At 68.5% G+C, this 20,135-nt stretch carries 18 protein-coding genes; 10 read left to right on the top strand and 8 right to left on the bottom strand.

Annotated elements, in window-relative coordinates:
- A partial coding sequence (locus UK23_RS25520) for an SdrD B-like domain-containing protein (protein WP_052685035.1) occupies window positions 1-3,294 on the bottom strand: 3,294 nt, incomplete at its 3' end.
- A gap of 444 nt (window positions 3,295-3,738) precedes the next feature.
- On the opposite strand from UK23_RS25520, the gene UK23_RS25515 reads away from it, so the two are divergent.
- The 3 genes from UK23_RS25515 to UK23_RS25505 are packed head-to-tail and all read left to right on the top strand — an operon-like array spanning window position 3,739 to window position 6,110.
- Complete coding sequence (locus UK23_RS25515; protein ID WP_052685034.1) at window positions 3,739-4,218, top strand: RNA polymerase sigma factor; 480 nt, start codon at window positions 3,739-3,741, stop codon at window positions 4,216-4,218.
- Window positions 4,211-5,248 (top strand): hypothetical protein, encoded by a 1,038-nt coding sequence (locus UK23_RS48920; protein WP_052685033.1) that lies wholly within the window; start codon window positions 4,211-4,213, stop codon window positions 5,246-5,248. The genes UK23_RS25515 and UK23_RS48920 overlap by 8 nt, the downstream gene beginning before the upstream one ends.
- Window positions 5,249-5,306: 58 nt before the next feature.
- On the top strand, window positions 5,307-6,110 hold the full coding sequence (locus UK23_RS25505) for an SAM-dependent methyltransferase (protein WP_045314158.1): 804 nt from the start codon (window positions 5,307-5,309) through the stop codon (window positions 6,108-6,110).
- On the opposite strand, the gene UK23_RS25500 is transcribed toward UK23_RS25505, so the two are convergent.
- On the bottom strand, window positions 6,107-7,720 hold the full coding sequence (locus tag UK23_RS25500) for a PI-PLC domain-containing protein (protein WP_063778114.1): 1,614 nt from the start codon (window positions 7,718-7,720) through the stop codon (window positions 6,107-6,109). The two genes, UK23_RS25505 and UK23_RS25500, sit on opposite strands and share 4 nt — an antisense overlap.
- Before the next feature lie 163 nt (window positions 7,721-7,883).
- On the opposite strand from UK23_RS25500, the gene UK23_RS25495 reads away from it, so the two are divergent.
- The 7 genes from UK23_RS25495 to UK23_RS25465 all read left to right on the top strand — a co-directional run bounded on the left by UK23_RS25495 (window position 7,884) and on the right by UK23_RS25465 (window position 16,064).
- The gene (locus UK23_RS25495) at window positions 7,884-8,390 is read left to right on the top strand and encodes a SigE family RNA polymerase sigma factor (RefSeq protein ID WP_045314157.1); all 507 of its coding nucleotides are present in this window, start codon (window positions 7,884-7,886) and stop codon (window positions 8,388-8,390) included.
- Window positions 8,387-9,313, top strand: a complete 927-nt coding sequence (locus tag UK23_RS48915) for an LCP family protein (RefSeq protein WP_052685032.1) — start codon at window positions 8,387-8,389, stop codon at window positions 9,311-9,313. The genes UK23_RS25495 and UK23_RS48915 overlap by 4 nt, the downstream gene beginning before the upstream one ends.
- Window positions 9,314-9,399: 86 nt before the next feature.
- Complete coding sequence (locus UK23_RS25485; RefSeq protein ID WP_045314156.1) at window positions 9,400-12,144, top strand: helix-turn-helix transcriptional regulator; 2,745 nt, start codon at window positions 9,400-9,402, stop codon at window positions 12,142-12,144.
- Between the two features lie 137 nt (window positions 12,145-12,281).
- Complete coding sequence (locus UK23_RS25480; protein ID WP_045314155.1) at window positions 12,282-13,205, top strand: hypothetical protein; 924 nt, start codon at window positions 12,282-12,284, stop codon at window positions 13,203-13,205.
- Window positions 13,206-13,278: 73 nt separating this feature from the next.
- On the top strand, window positions 13,279-13,800 hold the full coding sequence (locus UK23_RS25475; protein ID WP_045314154.1) for a TetR/AcrR family transcriptional regulator: 522 nt from the start codon (window positions 13,279-13,281) through the stop codon (window positions 13,798-13,800).
- Window positions 13,801-13,818: 18 nt separating this feature from the next.
- Window positions 13,819-14,898, top strand: coding sequence for a nucleotide disphospho-sugar-binding domain-containing protein (locus UK23_RS25470; RefSeq protein ID WP_045314153.1), 1,080 nt, complete (start codon window positions 13,819-13,821; stop codon window positions 14,896-14,898).
- A gap of 59 nt (window positions 14,899-14,957) precedes the next feature.
- Window positions 14,958-16,064, top strand: coding sequence for a glycosyltransferase (locus tag UK23_RS25465; RefSeq protein ID WP_231114664.1), 1,107 nt, complete (start codon window positions 14,958-14,960; stop codon window positions 16,062-16,064).
- A gap of 22 nt (window positions 16,065-16,086) precedes the next feature.
- On the opposite strand, the gene UK23_RS25460 is transcribed toward UK23_RS25465, so the two are convergent.
- The 6 genes from UK23_RS25460 to UK23_RS25435 all read right to left on the bottom strand — a co-directional run bounded on the left by UK23_RS25460 (window position 16,087) and on the right by UK23_RS25435 (window position 20,084).
- On the bottom strand, window positions 16,087-16,470 hold the full coding sequence (locus UK23_RS25460) for an STAS domain-containing protein (protein ID WP_196777885.1): 384 nt from the start codon (window positions 16,468-16,470) through the stop codon (window positions 16,087-16,089).
- Window positions 16,471-16,574: 104 nt separating this feature from the next.
- Window positions 16,575-16,940, bottom strand: a complete 366-nt coding sequence (locus UK23_RS25455; RefSeq protein WP_045314151.1) for a response regulator — start codon at window positions 16,938-16,940, stop codon at window positions 16,575-16,577.
- Window positions 16,940-17,962 carry a PAS domain-containing sensor histidine kinase gene (locus UK23_RS25450; protein ID WP_045314150.1) on the bottom strand — a complete coding sequence of 341 codons (1,023 nt, stop codon included), beginning with the start codon at window positions 17,960-17,962 and terminating at the stop codon, window positions 16,940-16,942. Before UK23_RS25450 ends, UK23_RS25455 begins: the two co-directional genes overlap by 1 nt.
- A gap of 16 nt (window positions 17,963-17,978) precedes the next feature.
- A complete protein-coding gene (locus tag UK23_RS52920) occupies window positions 17,979-18,350 on the bottom strand; it encodes an ATP-binding protein (protein ID WP_196777886.1) in 372 nt (123 codons plus the stop codon).
- Between the two features lie 70 nt (window positions 18,351-18,420).
- A complete protein-coding gene (locus UK23_RS25440) occupies window positions 18,421-19,041 on the bottom strand; it encodes a response regulator transcription factor (protein WP_045314149.1) in 621 nt (206 codons plus the stop codon).
- 5 nt (window positions 19,042-19,046) lie between these two features.
- On the bottom strand, window positions 19,047-20,084 hold the full coding sequence (locus UK23_RS25435; protein ID WP_045314148.1) for an FAD-binding oxidoreductase: 1,038 nt from the start codon (window positions 20,082-20,084) through the stop codon (window positions 19,047-19,049).
- Between the last annotated feature and the right edge of the window lie 51 nt (window positions 20,085-20,135).

Below are 20,135 nucleotides of genomic sequence, written 5' to 3'. Positions count from 1 at the left end.
CCACACGTAGTCGCCGAGACGGTTCACCGGGGAGATCAGACCCATGTCGATGGTCAGGTCTTCCGGCTTGTCGACGTTCAGCTCGACCTCGGGCGCACAACCCGTTGCGGGGTCGGCATCCGAGTCCTTGGCGTCATCGCCGCCGTTGGGCTTGGTGACCTGGTAGTCGGCCACCGGCGCCGGCATGTTCGCGATGTCGAAGCAGACGGTGTACTTGCCGTCCGGCAGCTTGTCGAAGACGTACTTGCCGTCCGGACCCGTCGTGGTCGTCTTGCCGTCGGACAGCTTCACCGGCACGTTCGGCACCGGCTGCTCGCCGTCGTCCTGCAGACCGTTCTTGTTCGCGTCGATCCACACGTAGTCGCCGAGCTTGTTCGGCGGCCTGATGCCCGCGTCGAGCGTGAGGTCCTCGCGCTTCTGAGGGCCGACAGTGGTGGTCTGCGAACACTTCGACGTCAGGTCGGCGTCGGAGTCCTTGGCATCGTCACCACCGGCGTTCGGGCGCGTGAGCAGGTAGCCCGCGTACTCGGCCGGAGCGGTCGAGATGTCGAAGCACACCTGGTACGTGCCGTCGGCCAGGTTGTCGAACAGGTACTTGCCCTGTGCGTCGGTCTGCTTCGGCTGGCCCACCGTCGCGCCCGTGCCGTCCTTCAGCGTCACGGTCACGCCAGGCACACCAGGCTCGTCGCCGTCCTGCACGCCGTTGCGGTTGGTGTCCTTCCAGACGAAGTCACCGACCTTGTTGTTGGGCGGGACGATGCCTGCGTCGAGGGTCAGGTCCTCGCGCTTCGCCGCACCCAGCGTCGTCGTCGCGGTGCAGCCGTCGGCCGGATCCGCGTCCGAGTCCTTGGCGTCGTCGCCACCCTGATCCTTGCCCGTGTAGCCATATCCGGCGTACTGGGCGGGCAACGTCGACAGGTCGAAGCAGACCTTGTAGACGCCGTCCTCGAGGTTGTCGAAGAGGTACTTGCCCTGTGCGTCGGTCTGCTTCGGCGTGCCGACCGGAGTGCCGTCGCCCTTCTTCAGCACGACCGTGACGCCCGGGACACCGGGTTCGTTCGCGTCCTGCACGCCGTTGCGGTTGGTGTCGACCCAGACGAGGTCACCGAGCTTGTTGGCCACCTTGGCGTTGACGCCCGCGTCGATCGTGTGGTCGGCGGTGCCGGACTTGCCCGTGGTCACCTGGGTCTTGCCCGCGGCGTCCACATTGGAGTCGATGACCCGGTCGGCACCGGCTTCCTTGGCGGTCCACTTCAGGTCCGCCTTGGCCGGGTTGCCCGGCAACCCCGTCACGTTCACGCCGCTGAAGTTGAACGCGAGGTTGTAGCAGGTCTCCGGCTTCAGGCCGTCCGCAGCGCCGAAGTAGTACTCGCCCTTGGCATTGGTGGTCTTCACCGGAAGTGCCGCGCCACCCGCACAAGGCGTCGCGGTGACCGTCACACCCGCGAGGGCGGGCTCGTCGGCGTCCTGCGTGCCGTCGCCGTCGGTGTCGAACCAGACGCGGTTGCCCAGCTGCACCGGTGCGAGATCGCACAGCGCCTCGAGGTCGGCCAGGCCGTTCGCCTTGCCCCAGCCCTCGGTGAACTCGTCGATGATCTTGTACGCGTTGGAGTACTGCTGGTTGGCCATCAACCCGGTGCTGCGGTCGAACCAGCCGACACCACCCGTGCGGACACCCGTCGGGTCCATCACGACCGCGGGCATCCGCTGCTCGCCCGGCACCAGGGCGACAGCGCCCTGCGAGGTCTCGAGGTGAGGCGCGTAGCCGCTGTCGAACACGAAGTACTCACCGGGGTAGTACTCGACGACGTCGGCCGCCTGCTCCTTGCCGCCGTTGGGGTTCACGTGGTTGTTCTTGCACCCGCCGGTGCCCTCCCACGCGTAGCCCGCAGCGGTCTTGCAGGCGCGGTTGAGGTCACCGCCGGACACGGTCTCCCACTCGCCACCGGTGCCGTCGGGAGCGGGGATCCAGAAGCCGCCCATGTCGCCGAAGCGGTCGCGGAAGGCGAGCGCCAGGTCGCCGTTGTTCTCCACGCCGATGTCCGTCAGCAACGGCATGGGGTAGGAGTTGTGCCGCAGGTCGTTGGCGGCGGTGTCGTTCCAGTTGTCGGTCCAGGGGTACCAGACGTTGCTCGCCGGTCGGTTGTTGAACGCCCTGCCTCGCTGGAAGTCGAGGGTCTTGGTCAGCACCGGCGCACCGAACGCGCCGCCGGCGAACGTCAGGACGACGGCCTTCACATCGGCGATCTTCTTCGTCGACGCGCCGGAACAGACACCACCGACGTACACGACGCCGTCACGCACGCCCAGCCCACCGGGCCGCCAGTCGCCCGCGGTCGGGCACGGCGACGGGATCGCGTACGACGCCTTCGCCGCGGCCGCGGTCGCCTGCGTGGCGTCGTAGACGTAGAGCTTCTTGTCGAACATGTTGACGACGTAGAGCTCGCTGCCGTCCTCGGAGATGTCGATGTCACCGAGGCTTTCCGTGCCGGGCACCTTGAAGAAGGCTCCGTCGAAGTTCGCCTGGTGGTTGTGCGCGGTGCCACCCGCGTTCGGCACGGTGGTGAACAGCGCCGTCGGGCCACCGGCGGCCGGCGTGACGTAGATGCCGCCCTGCTTGCCGGGGCCGTAGTCGGCGAGCCGCTTCGCGTACGCGGCGGAGAACAGCCGCTTGTCCTGCTTGCGGTAGGCGATGCCGAACACCGTGCCGGTGTTGCCCTGGTTCGCGAGCTGCGTCGGCGCGGTGTCCGTCCCGCGCGAGTCGTAGGGCAGCTTCACCAGCGAGCGGGCGGAGTTGTTCACCATGCTCTTGCCGTCGCGGTCGCGGGTCGCGCGCTCGCACGCCGTCACCAGGGCGGGGCTCGACTGGCAGTAGTCCGCCGGGTTCCACAGACCGGTGGTGACGGTCTTGTTCGCGCCGCCGGAGACGTCGACGAACATCGTGTTGCTCTCGAGCGTGCCGCCCGCGGGAGCGGGCTGCAGCACGCTGCCCGCAGGCGGGTTCACCTGCACGCGGTACTTGCCGCCGCTCACCGCGCCGAGTCCGACCGCAACGCTGCCGGCCGCGTCGGTCGTGCCGGTGGCGGTCTTGCCGGCGGCGTCGGTGACGACCACCGAGGCGCCCTGGACCGGCACCTCGACAGCGGCGTCGAAGTTGCCGTTGCCGTTGACGTCGCGGATGACCTTGACGGTCAGCGAGCCGTCGCCGGGACCGGCATGCGCCACTGTCGGTATGAACACGGCGGACGAAGCAGCCACCAGCGCGGCGAGCGCGGCGGCGAGCGGTCGTTTCACGAAATCGCTCCTAGACAGCAGGGACGGGGCACACACTTCGGGAATCTGGAAAATGCCACCGTTTCCGCAGGTCCGCCCGGCGTCTGCCACTTACGCGCAGTCGCTTGTCACACTTCTTGGTGAAGTTGCCTCGCGAGGTTGGCCGCTTGAATCCGGTTTCATATGACTGTCCGTAGAACGCCTTTTCTCTTACCAGTGAATCCTGTTCCTCTTACGAGGAATCGGGTTTAGACAGGTCCGTTGCAGCGTGCAACTGTCCACATGGGAGGTTCGCTCTTCCGGGTCGTTCGTGTGTGCAGAGGTCACAGCTTGACGACACGGCCTATGAGGCTGAACGGGTGAACACGCGTGTTGGACTCAGCCTTTCCTGGCTTCAGCACCTGTCACCGGTGAAGGTCGCCTGCGGGCGGTGAACGTGTCGGGTGGACGCTGAAGGGAAGGCCGTTGAGCACACCGGAGCCGGACCAGGGCTTCGCGGAGTTCTTCCGCACCTGCCTGCCGGTGGTGACGAGGACGCTGACGGCGCTTTCCGGCGACACACGCGTCGTGGACGACATCGCGCAGGAGGCCTTGGTGATCGCGCGACGCCGTTGGCACGACATCCACGCGTACGACAAACCCGAGGCGTGGGTGCTGAAGGTCGCCGTCAGGCTGATGCGACGGTGGCAGCAGCGGCAGTCAGTGGAAACCCCGCTGGTCGTGGCTGTGGACGTGGTCGAGCAGGTGCACGAGGTGGAGGCGGTGCACGCGGCGTTGCGCGCGCTGTCGCCGCGCCACCGCGAGGCCGTGGCGTTGCACCACCTGCTCGGCTACCCGGTCAGCGAGATCGCGTCGGTGCTGCTCGTCAGCGAGTCGACCGTGCGCACGCACCTCACCCGTGGCCGCGCCGAGCTGCGGCGGATTCTCGGAGGTTCCGATGAGTGAGCGGCTGTTGCGCGAGTTCGAGGTGGACGAGGCGGTCGAGGGGTTCTACCGCCGGGGTGAGGATCTCGAACGGGCCGGTGATCTGCGTTCGGCGGCTCAGTGCTTCCGCGTGGTCGCCGACCAGGGTCTTGGTGATGCTTCGGTGCGTCTTGCCTCGTTGTTGTTCGCGCTGGGAGAGGCCGCGGAAGCCCAGCACTGGTACGAGGTCGCGGTGGCCGACGGGTTCGACTCGTCGTTGGTGCGGACGGATGTGGCTGTGCGGCAGGAGTTCCTGGAGCACGCGGCCCGGATCACGGTTGGTGCGCCGGCCTTCGACTGGGTGCCTTCCTCAGTTCCGGCCGGATCGCTCGAGGTCGAGGACGTGCGGGCCCGGACTGCGGCCTTGCGGGCGTTGGACCAGCGGTACGGCGGAATCGTGTGCCATGCCTCGGTGGTGGAACATCTCGCTCGGGTCGAACCGTTCATCGTGGTCGGTGACGCGGCGATCTGGACGGCCGTCGCGGAGGTCTGCGAACTGGCCGGCTGGACCGCGTTCGACAGCGGCATGCCCGGCGTCGCGCTACCGCACTTCTCGCGCGCGCTGACGTTGGCGCGGCAGGCCGAGAACGAGTCGCTGATCGCCTCGGTGCTGACCCGCGCGGGCCGGATGTTCCTGCACCACAACGCACCTGACGACGCGCTGAAGGCGTTCCAGCTCGGGTTCGTGGCGGCGCACAACTCGTGGGCGGACCGGCGCTCGTTGCCCGATCCTTCCGCCGCGATCGCTTCACTCACCACAAAGGTTGGCACATATGACTCTTCGCACGTCCGTGCCCACGTGCTCGCGCTGACGGCGTTGGCCCGCAACCATCTCGCGCTCGGCGACCCCGGAACCGCGCTTTCCTTTGCCGCGGAAGCTGCCGCCGCGTCCGGGAACCTGCGTTCGGCTCGTGCCGACGACCAGCTGAGGTGGCTCGACGCGGAAGCCCGCGCGGCCGGCGCATCCGTGCTGGTGGAGCAGATCTCGGCCCGTTTCGCGCGCTCTGGCTGACGTTTTCACCCGATCCGGGCCGATACACGCGTGCGCGCAAACAGGTAGGTTCTGCGCCATGGCCGAGCCTTTTTCGTGGGTGCCCGCAGGAATCAACACGGACGTGCCGAGCGCCGCGCGCGTCTACGACTTCCTGTTGGGAGGTGGCCACAACTTCGCCTCGGACCGCATGGTCGGCGAGAAGGTCCTGCAGGTCCTGCGCGACGGCCGCGCCATCGCCTCGTCCAACCGCTCGTTCATGCGCCGCGCCGTCCTGCTGATGATGGAGCAGGGCATCACCCAGTTCCTCGACCTCGGCTCCGGCATCCCGACGGTCGGCAACGTCCACGAGATCGTGCAGGCCGAAAACCCCGACGCGCGCGTGGTCTACGTGGACTACGACGAGGTCGCGGTCTCCCACAGCCAGCTCATCCTGGAGGGCAACGACAACGCGGGCGTCGTCCAGGCCGACATGTGCAGGCCGGACGACGTCCTCGCCGACCCGGCGGTGAAGGCCCTGATCGACTTCTCCCAGCCCGTCGGCCTGCTCATGGTCGCCGTGCTGCACTTCGTCTCGGACGCGAAGGGCCCGGCCGAGGTCGTGGCCCGCTACCGCGACGCCATGCCCGCGGGCAGCCTCATCGCGTTGTCGCACCTGACCGCCGACTTCAAGCCCGACGAGATGGGCGCGGTCGTCGAGGCCATGAAGCACAGCCGCGACCCGATGTACTTCCGCTCGCGCGCCGAGTTCGAGCCCATGTTCGCGGGCATGGAGATCCTCCAGCCGGGCGTCGTGCCGGCGCCGTCGTGGCACCCGGAACTCGGCCCGGCCGGAGAAGGTGGCCCGGAGGACGTCTACGTGGGCATCGGCCGCAAGAGCTAGCGGAAGCGCCAGGCCTGGGCTGCGGAACCGTTGCAGGACCAGATGTTCAGGCGCGTGCCCGGAGTCGTCGAAGCAGCGGGGTCGTCCAGGCACAGACCCGACCGCGGGTTCTGCACGGAACCGTCGGATCGCACGCGCCACTGCTGCGCGCCGGTGCCGTTGCACTCCCACAGCTGGACGATCGTGCCGTTGATGGTGCCGCTGCCGTTGACGTCGAGGCACTTGCCGGAGATCGCGATGGTGCCGTCGGCGATGACGCGCCACTTCTGGGCGTAGGAGTTGTTGCACGTCCAGATCTGCACCGGGTTGCCGTTCGCGGTGCCGCCGGCGTTGTTGTCCAGGCACAGCGAGCCGGCGGCGGCCAGTTCGACCGAACCCGAGCCGGACGGGTGGCGTTCGGCCGGGAGGGTCGGCGTGTTGCGGTGGTAGAAGTCGACGGCCAGGTAGTTCGGGGACTTGCGGGCCGCGGGTTCGCAGAAGCGCCGGGCGCGGTCGACGGCCTTGGAGTTGTCGGTGGCGACCGTGCCCTCCATCGGGACGTCGCGGAAGTGGTTCATCACGAACAGCGGGCGGAACTTCGCTTCCGTGGCGGTCAGTGGTTTCTCACTCCAGCGGGAGTAGCAGGACCAGTCGGACGTGCCGGCGCCGGCGCCCATCGACCAGTAGTTCTCGACGGTCCAGTCCTTCTGGTAGAGCACGCCCGAGTCCTCGCGGCCGTCCTTGCCGTGGTCGGTGAAGATGAGCAAACGCTTGCCTGACGCCCTCATCTGGGACAACGTCGGCCAGCCGTTCTCGCGGACGCCCTCGGCGCGGTAGAGGACGTTGTAGAGGCCGTTGACCGATGCGAAAGAGGAACGCAGCGTGTTGGCGTCGACGTAGTCCTCGAGGAACACGGTGACGATCTCGGTCGGGTGCGAGTTGAGGAAGTCGACCATCCGCTGGAGGTCGACGCCGAGCGCGACCGGGCGGCTGACCAGGTTGCAGCTGTTGTGGCAGAGGATCGCGCCGTCGGGCGTCTGGTGGATGTCGAGCATGAAGCCGCGGACACCGTCGCCCAGCTGCTGCACGATGCCGCGCGACTGGTTCGGGGCGATGTTGCCGAACGTGAAGCCGCCGTCGACGCCGTTCGCGTAGGCGTTGTGGGCGGTCAGGGAGGTCATCTCGTCCAGGCGCGGGTCGTTCTGGGGCTGGACGCGGACCGGGTCGACCGGGGTCAGGAACCACGTGTCGTTGCCGGTGCCGACGCGGACCTGGTCGGTGCCGGACGCGATCAGGTAGCGCTCGGAGCCCGGGTCTTTCAGCCGGTATCTGTCCTGGTCGTCCAGAACAGCGGTCCACTGGGCGTCCGCGCTCGAGCAGCTGACCATCTGGGCAGCGTCGCCGGAGCGGCCGAGACACTGGCCGCTCTCGGAGAGCGTGCTGCCGTTCCAGGTGAACTGCTGGCGGTCCTCGTTGCCCTTGGGGCGGTGCTGGACCACGGACGAGCCGGAGACGGCCGCGTTCTGGCCGGTCACGGCGCTTTGCAGGTAGTACGAGCCGTTGGGTGCCGCCTGCGCGTCGACGGGGACGAGCAGCAGCGACAACAGCGCGAGTGCAGGGATGATGCGCATGGGGTGAAGGCTCACGGATGGAGGCGAACGTGAAAAGACTTCACACCGAAATCCGTCCGAACCGAGACATGTGTGGTCCGGACCACAAAACCTGATGCAGCGTCGCACGGCCTTGAGGGGGTTTCCCGAGCCGTAGGAGTTCACGGACAACGAAGGGGGCGGCGTGGGGTTCGACCAGTTCGTCGCTGAGCGGCTCGACCGGCTGTTGGGGTACGCCACGGCGATCACCTGCGACAAACACCTGGCGCAGGACATCGTGCAGAACGTGCTCATGCGCGCGCAGAACAAGTGGGAACGCATCGGAGCGATGGACGCTCCCTATCTCTACGTGAAGCGCATGGTGACCAACGACTACCTGTCGTGGCGGCACCGCAGGGCGGCACGAGAGATCGCCGTCGAGCGCAGTGAGCTCGCGAAACACGTGCCGTCCGAGGCCGACCCGGCCGACGCGCATGCCGAACGCGAGGCCATGCGCGCACGGATTGCCGTGTTGCCGCGCAAGCAACGTGCGGCGTTGGTGATGCGGTACTACGAGGACTACTCCGACGCGGAGATCGCACATGTGCTCGACTGCGCGGAATCGACCGTGCGCAGCCAACTCTCTCGCGCGCTGCAGACGTTGCGCGCCCACGAAATCGCCCGGTCCGCCACCCTGGGGGTGCAGTCATGAACGACCTGATCCGCTCGGCCATCGCCGCGGAGGCCGAGGAGCGCGTCAACTCCCGGACCGTGCTGGCCGAACTGCACAAGCGCAAGGCCCGCAAGCCGTTCGGGCTGATCGTCGGCGTCGCGACGCTGACCGTGGCCGCTGCTGCCGCGGCTTTCATCATCCCGACGGCCATCAAGAAGACCGACGCGGCGCCGGCCACGAGCCCAGCAGCACCCGTCAGCGCTGCGAACGTGCTGCTGCTCGGCATGGACGAGGTCGGCAACACGGACGCGCTCGTGTACGCGCATTTCAACGCGGACAGCTCCGTGAGCGTCGTGTCCTTGCCGCGAAACGTGAAGGTCGGCGACGACCAGCTCTACAGCCTGTACGCGCAGGATCCGAAGAAGCTGACCGCCGCCGTCGAGACGCTGACCGGCACGAAGGTCGACCACTACGCCGCGATCAAGATGTCCGAGTTCGGCAGGATCGCGCAGATCGTCGGCGGCGTCGAGGTGTGCCTGACCGCACCGGCGAAGGAGGAGTACAGCGGCGTCGACCTGCCCGCGGGCAAGTCGACCATCTCGGGTGACCAGGCGCTCGCGTTCCTGCGTCAGCGTCACGACCTGCCCAACGGTGACGTGGACCGGACCAGGCGCCACCAGGCGTTCCTCACCGGACTCGCCGCGAAGATCACCAAGGACAACGCACTCCCGTTCGCCCGCGAGATCAGCAAGACGATCAAGGTCGACGCCGGGTGGGACGTGGTGGAGTTCGCCCAGCGGTTCCAGGGCCCGGTCAAGATCCAGGCGGCGACCCTGCCGACCGAGGCGACGATCCTCAACAACGGGCCGGCCTATCTGGCCGTCAATCCGGGGGTGGCGAAGGCGTTCGTCGAGAACCAGTTCGCCGGCAACGGGGCGGTCCAGGACGCGTGCGTGAACTGACGTTCACACCAATGGAGCATCAAGTCGCCCGGATGCGGTGTCGATGACCAGCATGTAGCCCGCCGAACGGCCGCTACGATCAATTCGTGCGCGAACCACTTGAACGTGACTCCGAGATCGCGCACATCCGTGAAGCTCTCGACGCAGCCACCCGTGGTGAGGGTCGTGTCGTCGTCATCGAGGGTCGTGCGGGCATCGGCAAGACCAGGCTCGTGCACGAGTGCCGTGAGCTGGCCAAACAGCGTGGATTCGGTCGTCTGCAAGCGGTGGGCGACGCCCTGGAGAGCGCCATGGCGTGGGGCGTCGTCCGGCAGCTGGTCGAGCGGTCGGTGTCGCGGTACTCGGGTGAGATCCGGGAGAAGATCCTGGCCGGGCCGTCCGGCGCCGCGCTCAAGGCACTCGACGACGCGGCGCTGGATCCGAGCGAGGCCGAGCTCGCCCGCACGTTGCACTCGTTGTGGTGGGTCGCGGTGGACCTCTCCTCCACCCGCCCGCTGCTGATCACGGTCGACGACGCGCACTGGGCCGACCTGTCGTCGCTGCAGTTCCTCGTCTACCTGTCGCGCCGGATCGCGGACCTGCCGATCGCGCTGGTGGTCGCGACCCGGCCGGCCGACAACTCCGGACCGCTCGCCCAGCTCAGCGTGTCGGCGGACCGGTTGCTGCCCCGGCCGCTCACCACCAAGGCCCTCGAAGAGCTCGTCGAAGGCCATCCCGAGGTCGTCAAGGCGCTGCACGCGGCGAGCGGCGGCAACCCGTTCCTCACCGAGGTGCTGGTCGACGAGCTCAACGCCCTCGGGCTGCCGCTCGAAGCGGCGGAAACGGCGACGAAGATCGGCGGGCTCGGGCCCAGCACGGTCTTCCGCGCCACGCTCGGCAGGCTCCCCGCGGACGCCGTGGCACTCGCGGGTGCGATCGCCGTCCTCGGGTCGCACGCCGATCCGTGGCAGGCCGCAGCTCTCGCGGGCGTCGACGACCTGCCGAACGCGGTCGAGGCGCTCACGGCCGCGAACGTGATCGTCACCGGCGATCACCTGGAGTTCGTGCATCCCGTTGTGCGTGAGGCGGTGCTGACCGGTCTCGGGCCGATCGCGCGCGCCTCGCTGCACGCCAAAGCCGCGAAAGCGTTGTGGGAGACGCACGCGCCGGCCGATCGGGTGGCCGCGCACCTCATCCACGCTCCTAAAGGGACACTCCCGAACGCCGCCGAGGTGCTGCGCAAGGCCGCGTCGCAGCTGTTGGCCGCCGGAGACCCGCACACCGCCGCCGCGCATCTCCAACGAGCCGTGGACGAACGTCCGAACGATGCCGCGCTACGGGCCGAACTGGGCCGGGCGCTGCTGCGGACCGGCGACGCGATCAAGGCGCACCACCACCTGAAGGCCGCCGCCGCGGGACTGCCGGACGCCGAACTCGTGGCAGCCGCGGCATCGGCCACGGCCGCGTTGGAAGGTCCCCAAGCCGCCATCGAGGAGCTGACCGAGGCCATCGCGGCCCGGCCCGACGGCGAGTCACGACTGCACCTGGAAGCACGGCTCGCGGTGTTCCGGTCGTTCCTCCCCGACCAACGGCAGACCGCGTCCACGCACCTCAGCGCGTACGCGAACCTCGCGGGCAGCACACCCGACGAACGCACGCTGCTCGGCCTCCTCGCGCAGATGGGCCGCTACGAGGTGTGGCCGCACGACGAGGTGAGGGCGACCGCGACTCGTGCGTTGGCCAACGGCGCGTACCTCGACGACGCCACGGGCAGCACCGACGCGATGGTGGCGTGGCTCGTCGCGTTGCTGGCGTTGATGGCTGCGGACGGCGTGGACGTCGCACGGCGTGAGATCGAACGCGCGCGCTTGAAGGTGCGCACGCACGGGTCGCCGGTCGAGTTCGCGATGGTCACCAACGCCTCGCAGTTCCTGAACTGGCGTTGCGGCAACATGCAGATCGTCGAGGCCGAGGCGGAGGGCGCGCTGGCGGCCATCGCCCAGGAAGACCCGGTGTCGCAGGTGATCGGCCTCAGGGCCACCTCCACGCACTTCGCGGCCTACGCGGCACTCGAGCGCGGCGACGTCGACGCGGCCCAGGCCGTGATGGACAGGTTCGACCTCGAAGACCCCGCCCCGATGATGCCGACGATCTGGCTGCACGAGGTGCGCGGCCTGATCGCGCTGGCCAGGGGCAACGCCCAGGGAGCGCTCGAAGAGGCGTACCGGCAGCGCGACGCGATGGCCGCGATCCAGGTGGATCCGCCGACGATCCCGTGGCGCGGGGTGGCCGTGCGGGCGTTGCTGCAGCTCGGCGAACCGGCTGCGGAGCTGGCCTCGGAGCAGCTCGGCATCGCGAAGAAGTGGGGCGCGGCGACCGAGGTCGGCGCGGCTCTGAGACTCCTCGCTCACGCCTGCGCCGACTCACGGCTGGAGCTGCTGACGGAGTCCGTCAGCGTGCTGGAAACCTCGCCGTCACGCCTGGAGCTCGCCCGGTCCCTGGTCGACCTGGGCGAGGCGCTGCGGGTCGCGCGCCGGCGTTCGGACGCGCGTGAGCACCTGCACCGGGCCATCGATCTCGCGGGCGAGTGCGGCTCGGCAGTGCTGCGCGCGAGGGCCGTCGAGGCGTTGGAAGCCCTCGGCGACCGGCCGCGCAGGCAGCTGGTCGTGGGGGCCGAGTCGCTCACGGCGTCCGAGCGCAGGGTGGCCGACCTGGCCGCGGCGGGCCGGGCGAACCGGGAGATCGCGCAGGAGCTGTTCGTGACGCCGAAGACGGTCGAGAATCATCTCGGCCGCATCTACACGAAACTCGGCATCGCAGGTCGCAGGGACCTCTCCCGGGTCCTCGCCTGATACGGAGCGGCGTGGGGGTGGCCCTGATACACCCATCTTTCGCGGCGGAACGTTGAGGGATCGTCCCTCATGCCTTTGGGGGTTCACCTCGGCGAATCTTGTGTCACCACAGGGGAACACAAGAAGGGGACACCGAAATGATCCGCAACGCTCTGATCGCCGCCGCTGCCACCGCCACCCTCGCCACCGCGTTCGCTCCGATGGCCTCCGCCGACATCATCGGCACCCCGGCGCCGTGCGTGACCGCCTCCGACCTCACCGGTCCGGACTTCACCGTCCGCAAGTGCGGCGTGAGCGATGTGGACCAGTTCCGCACCGACCTCGACAACAACGGCAACGCCTACTGCGGCCCGGCGTCGTTGTACAACGTCCTGCACTACTGGGGGCACGTGAAGGGCGCGCCGGTCGGCTGGGGGCCCACGAAGGTCGGGTGGATCGACCCCATGAAGGCCTCCGACTACGACCTCGTCACCGGCTCGATCTACCGGATCGGCGCTGACGCGAAGTACAACGGCTCCACCAACCTGACGAACCTGCGCACCGCGTGGGACTCCGCCACCAAGCTCGCCCGTGACGCCGGCTGGCAGACCTCCCGTGGCGTCGTCAGCACGCTCGACAGCACGGACTTCGCGGGCGACGTCGCCCGCAAGCTGAACGAGGGCCCGCTGCAGCTCGTGTACGGCCGCTACAAGAACGGTCCGCTGAGCGACACCCTGCAGCGCACCGGCGGCCACATCGTCACGGTCGTGTCCGCCACCGGTTCCTTCGGCGGCAACACCATCAAGCTGAAGCTGGCCGACCCCGGCCGCGCGGGTGACCACGGCGACGGCGACTACCTGAACACCCAGTCCGCCTACGAGGCGCTCGACGTCACCCTGACCAAGCGCCACTTCCTGCAGTACTCGCCGGCCTCGGACGACAAGAACACCGCCGAGGACGAGTCGCAGGAGCCGGGCACCTACACGTGGGTCGACCGCTGGGAGCTCACCGGCCCGCGCTACCTCAGCGACACCACGCGGCAGATGGTCGAGGGCTTCAACTGGTTCGACATGGCGAAGTAGTTCAAGCGAAGCTGTTCCGGTACTCGGGCCGCACTCTTCAGGGAGTGCGGCCCTTCGTCATAGCCTGATTCGCATGCGCAGCCGCGACCGGGAACAGACCCGCCGCCGCTTGCTGGACGCCGCGTTCGTCGAGTTCGCGGCCTACGGAATCGGTGGCGCGCGGATGGAACGCATCGCCCGCATCGCCGGGTGCTCCGCCGGCCTCGCCTACACCTACTACGGCGGCAAGGAAGAGCTGTTCGACGCGGTGCAGTCCGAGGTCGTGGACGCGGCGTTCGTGCAGTTCGACGCTGCTGACCTGGCCGGGTACGCGGCCAGGTTGTACGACCGGCAGCACGAACACCCGGAGTTCGCCCGGCTCGCGACCTGGCACCGGCTGGAGCGGCCGGGACGAATCAGCCGGTCCGCCGAGATCGACGCCATCCGGCAGGCGCAGGACCGAGGACTGGTGTCGCGGCGGTTCTCGGCCGAGCAGGTGCTGGTGCTGGTGCTGGCGATCGCGTCGATGTGGTCGAACGCTCCGGCGGACAGCTCGGACCACGTGGTGCGGCGGCAGACCGTGGAGGACGCCGTTCGACGGCTGGTCGAGCCCTGACGGGGTTAGCCTGGCGGTATGCGTGTTCTCGTGGTTGCCGCACCTCTGCTCGGTCACGTGTTTCCGTTGATGCCGCTGGCATTGGCGTTGCGCGACGCCGGCCACGAGGTCGTGGTCGCGACCGGCGGTGAGGCTCTGCGGGTTCGCGACTCCGGTCTGCACGTCGAGGACGTCGTCCCGGCGAACGTCCGCTTCGGACCGATCGCGTTGCGCATCATGGTGACGCATCCCTTGGTGGCCAAGAGGGAAATGCGGGGCAGCGGCAGGCTGGACTTCGTGTCACGGCTCTTCGGCACGGTCGGCGACGCCATGACCAAGCCGCTGCAAGCGTTTGCCCGCGGCTGGAAGCCGGACGTCGTGGTGCACGAACCGCTCGCGGCCGCCGGATCAGCGCTGGACGTGCCCTCGATCGTCCACGACGTGTCGCTGTTCGACGGCCTGGAGCTCACCAAGGCGGTCGGCGCCCGGATGAAGGCCGAAGTGCGTTCTCCCGCAACGGTTCTGCGCACCGCGCCGCCGAGCCTGGCCACGTTCCCCGGCGGGGACCGGATGAGGTTCGTCGCCTACAGCGGCGACGGTGACGTCCCGCGGTGGCTCGCCGAACCCTCCGGCAAGCCGCGCATCCTGGTCAGCCGCAGCACGGCGCCCGGACCTGGCTCTGGCCGGATGATGGCGGCGGTGACCAAGGCGGCCGAGCACGTCGACGCCGAGTTCGTGCTCGTCCGGCCGGAACGCCTGGAAGGCTTGCCGGACAACGTGAAAACGGTCGGGTGGGTGCCGATCCCGCGGGTGCTGCCGTTCTGCGACGGCATCGTGCACCACGGCGGCGCGGGCACGCTGCTCAGCGCGCTCGCGGCCGGTGTGCCGCAGCTGGTCGAGCCGGGGCCTGGCGACCGCACGGTGCACGCGAGCGCGATCACCACCCGTCGGGCGGGGCTCAGCGCACAGCCCAGGGCGGTCACGCCGGAGCTGCTCACCCAGCTCATCGAGGACGCCAAGTTGCAGCGGGCCGCATCGGAGGTCCGGGACGAGATCGCCGCGATGCCCGCACCGTCGGAGATCGCGGCGGTGTGGGAAGACCTCACCCCGAGGAAATGAAAAGCACCTATCGTGGATCAGTGCGCATTCTCTTCTCGAGCTTAGGCTCGCACGGACACATGTACCCATTACTCCCGCTCGCGACCGCCGCCCGCGAGCAGGGACACGAGGTTCTCTACGCCGTCGACCAGGAGTTTCTGGGATTGGCGCGAAAGCTGGGTTTCACCGCCGTCGAAGCGGGTATGAGCATCTGGCAGGCGTTCAAGCAGGCGAACTCGAAGCACGGTACGGCGGAGTTCGAGCGGACGATGCTGAGGCAGACCGCGGTCGACGCGTTCGGCTCACTGCTGCCGCGCAAGTACGCCCAGGACCTGGCTCCCGTGCTGGAGCGGGAGAAGCCTGACCTGGTCGTTTTCGAGATCATCAACCCCGGCGCCGGCATCGCGGCGATGCAGGCGGGAATTCCGGTCGTCTGCCACGGGTTCGGCAGAATGGACGAAACGCTCGTCCCGGAGGCCATGCGCGAGCGACTGCGGGAATACTTGAACGAACTCGGCATCGCTTTGCCGGATGGGCATCATTACGGACTCGGATCGCCCTATCTCGACGTCTTTCCGCCATCCTTGCAGGACCTGGGCTTTCTCTCGGACGTGCAGCGGATTCCACTGCGGCCGATCCCGTTCGCGGAGCCCGGAGAATTACCCGATTGGGTGAGTGAACACCGCAGGCCACTCGTGTACCTGACGTTCGGCACGGCATTCGCCGGAATCGAGCTCATCAGGACCGCGATCGCCGGCCTGTCGCATTTGGACGCGGAAGTGCTGGTCGCCACCGGGCCACTGGTCGAGGCGTCGATGGTCGAGGACGTACCGGCCAACGTGCACGTCCTGCCGTGGGTGCCTCAGGCGGATCTGCTCGCGCACGCAGATCTCGCCGTGCACCACGGCGGCGCGGGCACCACGGTGGCCGCGATGGCGCACGGCGTGCCCCAGCTCGTGCTGCCGCAGGGCGCCGACCAGTTCCGCAACGCGGAGATCGTCGAGAACGCGAGGCTCGGCGCACAACTCACCGGCGAGCAGTTCACCCCGGACGCCACGTACGAACTGGCCCGCAAACTGTTGCAGGACAACGACGTGCGCGTCGCAGTCGCGAAGATCGCCGCGGAGATCGCGGAAATGCCGCACCCGGACGAGGTCGTGCCGAAACTGGTAGAGCTCGCCGGCTGAACCCAGCGTGGAAAACCGGTGCCTACTCGCTGGGCACCGGTTTCAGCGCGGACAACGCCTCGTCGACGGAGTCGTGCAGCGACAGGACGTCGGCGACTCCCGTGACCTGCAACGGTCTCCGCACCGCGCGCTGTGGTGCCACGACGTGGAATCCGATGCCCTGCTCTTCGGCATCCTCGTGGGCCGTGATCAAGGTGGAGATGCCGGTCGAACCGAAGAAGCTGACCAGAGTGAGATCCGCGACCAGCGCGGGGCCACCCGAGGAGAAGCCGAGCCGCAGCGCGTCCAGCACGACGTCGGCGGTGTCGACGTCGATCTCGCCTTCGACTGCCACGACCACCACTCCGGCGACCTCGGTGGCTCTCACCGTGAGCAGCGGCGATTCCTTCAACTGATCTTCTTTCACCAGCACACCCCCGGTGGCCGAAAGCGCGCGAAACCCGGACTCCGAGCACGCTGCTGAACCCGGCTACCTTCTCGACGTTACGGCCGATGCTCCCACATCACAACCTATTGCTCGCCCAGCCGCCGGACGACGTCGACCAGCTCGGTGTTGCGCACGCCCTTGGCCAGGTACTCCGTCACCCCGGCGCGGCGCATCTCGTCCACGGCCCCCACGTCGGTGTAGGCGGAGAACGCGACGATGCGCGTGCCGGGAGCCCGTTGCAGGATCTCCGTCGCCGCGCGCGCACCACCGCCGTGACCCATCCGCACGTCCAGCACGACGACCGACGGCGAGTGCAGTTCGGCCAGTTCAACGGCCTCGCGGGCGTCCGACGCGACGGCGACGACCTCCAGGTCCGGCTCCTCGTCGAGCACGTCCCGCAGCACGTCCCTGATCAGGGGATCGTCGTCGGCGATCAGCACTCTCACCATCAAGGCCTCACGTCCGGGAGCCAGAACTCCACCACCGTGCCACCGCTCTCCGCAGCGCTCACCGTGCACCAACCACCCCCGGCCTCCGCGCGTTCCCGCATCTCGATCAGGCCGAAGTGCCCGGCGTTCGGGTCGAGATCGGGGATTCCGGCGCCGTCGTCGACCACCCGCACCAGAAATCCTCGGTCCACAGTGGACAAAGAGATCACCACGGACGAGGCCCGCGCGTGCTTGCGGACGTTGGTCAACGCCTCCTGGCAGATGCGGAAGATCGTGATGGCCGCGTCGTCGCCGGGTTCCCGCTCGAGCGAGTACTCGATGTCGGCCGGCATGGCGGTGTCGCCGAGGTAAGCCGCCAGCGAGTCCCGCAGCCCCTGCCGCTCGATCCCTGGCGGCCGGACGCGGAACACCAGGTTGCGCAGCCTGCTGATGGCGGACCGGACCGCGCCGTCGAGCTGGTCCACGGTGTCGCGGTGCTCGTCCGGGAGCTTGCGGGCGAGCAGCTGCAACCGCATGTCGACCGCGACCATGGCCTGGATCGTGTCGTCGTGGACGTCCCACGCGATGCGCTGCCGTTCCTTTTCCTGAGCCTCGACGAGGTGGGCGAGCAGCCGGCGCCGGTCCGTGAGCTGTTGTTCCGCCCGCCGCCGTTCGGTCATGTCCCGGGTGACCTTGCCGAACCCGCGCAGCTCGCCGGTGTCGTCGTAGAGGGCCGTGATGATCACGTTCGCCCAGAACCTCGTGCCGTCCTTGCGGACCCGCCAGCCCTCGTCCTCGAGCGCGCCCTCTGCCTTCGCGACCCGCAGCTCCCATTCCGGCTTGCCCGCGCGGACGTCCTCCGGCGGGTAGAACGTGGAGAAGTGCCGTCCGATGATCTCCTCGGCGGCCCATCCCTTGATCCGCTCGGCACCGGCGTTCCAGCTCACGATGTGCCCGCCGGGGTCGAGCATGAAGATGCCGTAGTCGCGCACGCCGAGCACGAGCAGGCGGAAGAGATCGCTGTCCTGCCAGTCCGGTTGCACGGCCTCATCATGGTGGTCAGGCCGTCAACTCACACCAGACGACCTTCTGACCTGCACGTTCTGTCACACCCCACGCCTCGGCGAGCCGGGCGACGAGCTGCAGCCCCCAGCCACCGGACCTCAGCTCGGGATGCGCTGCCTCGTCGTCCGTGACCTCGACCAGCACGCGGTTCTCACCACCGACGATCCGCACGAAAGGCTGGCCGCCGCCGTGGCAGACGGCGTTGGTGGTGAGCTCGTTGACGACCAGCACGACGTCGTCGTGGTTGCCGCGGAAGCCGAAGTTCATCGCGGTGCGGCGAGCGAACGCACGAGCCAGCGCGACACCGCCGCGATGGTCCTCCTCCGGCAAGGAGAACACCGCTTCGGAAAGCGAGCTCGTGGTCACCAAAGCACAGTGCACCCGTGATCGCGCCGAGTGCAGACGCAGGACCACCAGCTCGTCTAGTGCAGCTGCATCAGTCGAGCAGGCCCTCGCGGCGGGCGATGGTCACCGCTTCCAGCTGCGACCGGGCGCCGAGCTTGTCGAGCACGCGCTGGACGTGGTTGCGCGCGGTGTTGCGGGCCACGCCGAGCCTGGTGGAGATCTGGTCGGTGCCCGCGCCGTCCGCGAGCAGCAGCAACGTCTCCTGCTCACGCGCGGTGAGCGTCGCCCCGGCGACCCTGACCCTGCCGGTCAGCCGGTCGAACACGCCCGCCAGCAGCTTCGGGTCGAACACCACCTCGCCGTCCGCGACCTTGCGGACCGCGTCGACCAGCTCGTCCAGCCGCGCGGACTTGAGGATCAGCCCGGATCCGCCTGCCTCGGCGACGCGGGCGGCGACCGACGCGGTGGCCTCGCCGGTCAGCACCAGCACCTTCGCGCCGCCCTTCACCAGCTCGGGGATCAGCGCCGTGCCGTCGCCGTCGGGCAGTCTGCGGTCGAGGAGGACGACGTCGGGCGTGCCGCGGCGACTGTCCGCGAGCGCGGTCGCGACCGTGGTCGCGCGGGCGATCACCTCGATCCCGGCGCGCTCCAGGGCCAGGCCGATCGCTTCGGCGACCATGTCGTGGTCCTCCACGAGAACCACTCGGGTCATGCGGGTCAGCCTACGGCGTACCGGAAGTTCCGCGCGGTGCCGATCACGAACGGCCTGACTTCTTCGAACACCTCGGCGTGCAGCTTCTCCACGCCGAGCCGCGGCGAGATCAGCTTGACCACATACCTGGCGTCACCTTTGAGAGCACCGCCGAGCGGGTTGACGCCGAGGAAGACCGGCACGTCCGAGTTCGCGGCTTTCGCACGGACGCGCTGAAGTACGTCGAGCGGGAGGTCGCTCAGCAGGACGTTGTCTCCTTGGTAGGTGTGCGGTGGGAGTGGCTTGCCGGCGGTCGCCGCGAAGGGCTTCTCGCCGAACTCCTCGAGGAGCCTCGGGGCCACGCGGAGGTGGTCGACCTCGAACGGTCGCGTGCTCGCGAAGGTCAGGCGGACGACGTCACGGCCCCTGAGCGGTTCGGGCAAGACCGGGATGTCGGGGAACGAGATGGTGGTGAGAGCTGGTGTGACGTGGTCCGGCAGGTCCCACTGGTGGAAGGCCTCGAACACCTGCTCCGCGTGCTCGGCGTCGAAGTACATCTCGCCCGCGTGGACCTGGCCGATCTCCAGCAGTTCGAACTCGAGCGCGGTGATGACGTCGCCGACCTTCTCGGTCTGGCGGACGCGGTCGCTCGCGAAGCCGAACTCCCTGGCCAGCACGCTGTAGCCGCCGCCGAGGGTGTAGCCGACGACGCCCACGTCGCTCGCGTCGCCGCTGAGCGGGGCGAGGCCGTGCGGAGCGGCCGCCTCGACGACCTGCTGCCAGACCGCGCCCGCCTCGACCCTGGCGATCTTGGTCTGCGGGTCGATCTCGACCTTGTTCATGCGCTTGGTGGAGATGAGGACGCCGTTGGTGGTCGTGGTCAGGCCGTGTCCGGTCGTCTGGACTGCGTACTCGAGGCCGTTTTCGCTGGCGTACTGGACGGCTTCTTCGACGTCGTGAGCGGTCTCCACGGCGAAGATGACCTGGGGTTCGTGGCGCAGTCCGGTCTGGAAGCCGCTGCGTTCGTCGTCGTAGCCGGTGTCGCCAGGAAGGAACTTCTGCATGCTTCAAGCATGGTTGCGCTGCGGTTATAAGTCCAAGATCTAGTTGTGCTG

The sequence above is a fragment of the Lentzea aerocolonigenes genome, from assembly GCF_000955955.1.
Classification (GTDB): Bacteria; Actinomycetota; Actinomycetes; order Mycobacteriales; family Pseudonocardiaceae; genus Lentzea; species Lentzea aerocolonigenes_A.
Note: the sequence above shows the minus strand (reverse complement) of the source record. Positions and strands in the feature narration are given on the sequence as shown.

Coding starts and splice junctions, on each gene's coding strand:
- UK23_RS48920 (WP_052685033.1), top strand. CDS start 4,211: ATGAGTGAGCGGCTGTTGCGCGAGTTCGAGGTGGACGAGGCGGTCGAG.
- UK23_RS25500 (WP_063778114.1), bottom strand. CDS start 7,720: ATGCGCATCATCCCTGCACTCGCGCTGTTGTCGCTGCTGCTCGTCCCC.
- UK23_RS48915 (WP_052685032.1), top strand. CDS start 8,387: ATGAACGACCTGATCCGCTCGGCCATCGCCGCGGAGGCCGAGGAGCGC.
- UK23_RS25505 (WP_045314158.1), top strand. CDS start 5,307: ATGGCCGAGCCTTTTTCGTGGGTGCCCGCAGGAATCAACACGGACGTG.
- UK23_RS25475 (WP_045314154.1), top strand. CDS start 13,279: ATGCGCAGCCGCGACCGGGAACAGACCCGCCGCCGCTTGCTGGACGCC.
- UK23_RS25455 (WP_045314151.1), bottom strand. CDS start 16,940: ATGGTGAGAGTGCTGATCGCCGACGACGATCCCCTGATCAGGGACGTG.
- UK23_RS25480 (WP_045314155.1), top strand. CDS start 12,282: ATGATCCGCAACGCTCTGATCGCCGCCGCTGCCACCGCCACCCTCGCC.
- UK23_RS25465 (WP_231114664.1), top strand. CDS start 14,958: ATGTACCCATTACTCCCGCTCGCGACCGCCGCCCGCGAGCAGGGACAC.
- UK23_RS25440 (WP_045314149.1), bottom strand. CDS start 19,041: ATGACCCGAGTGGTTCTCGTGGAGGACCACGACATGGTCGCCGAAGCG.
- UK23_RS25435 (WP_045314148.1), bottom strand. CDS start 20,084: ATGCAGAAGTTCCTTCCTGGCGACACCGGCTACGACGACGAACGCAGC.
- UK23_RS25470 (WP_045314153.1), top strand. CDS start 13,819: ATGCGTGTTCTCGTGGTTGCCGCACCTCTGCTCGGTCACGTGTTTCCG.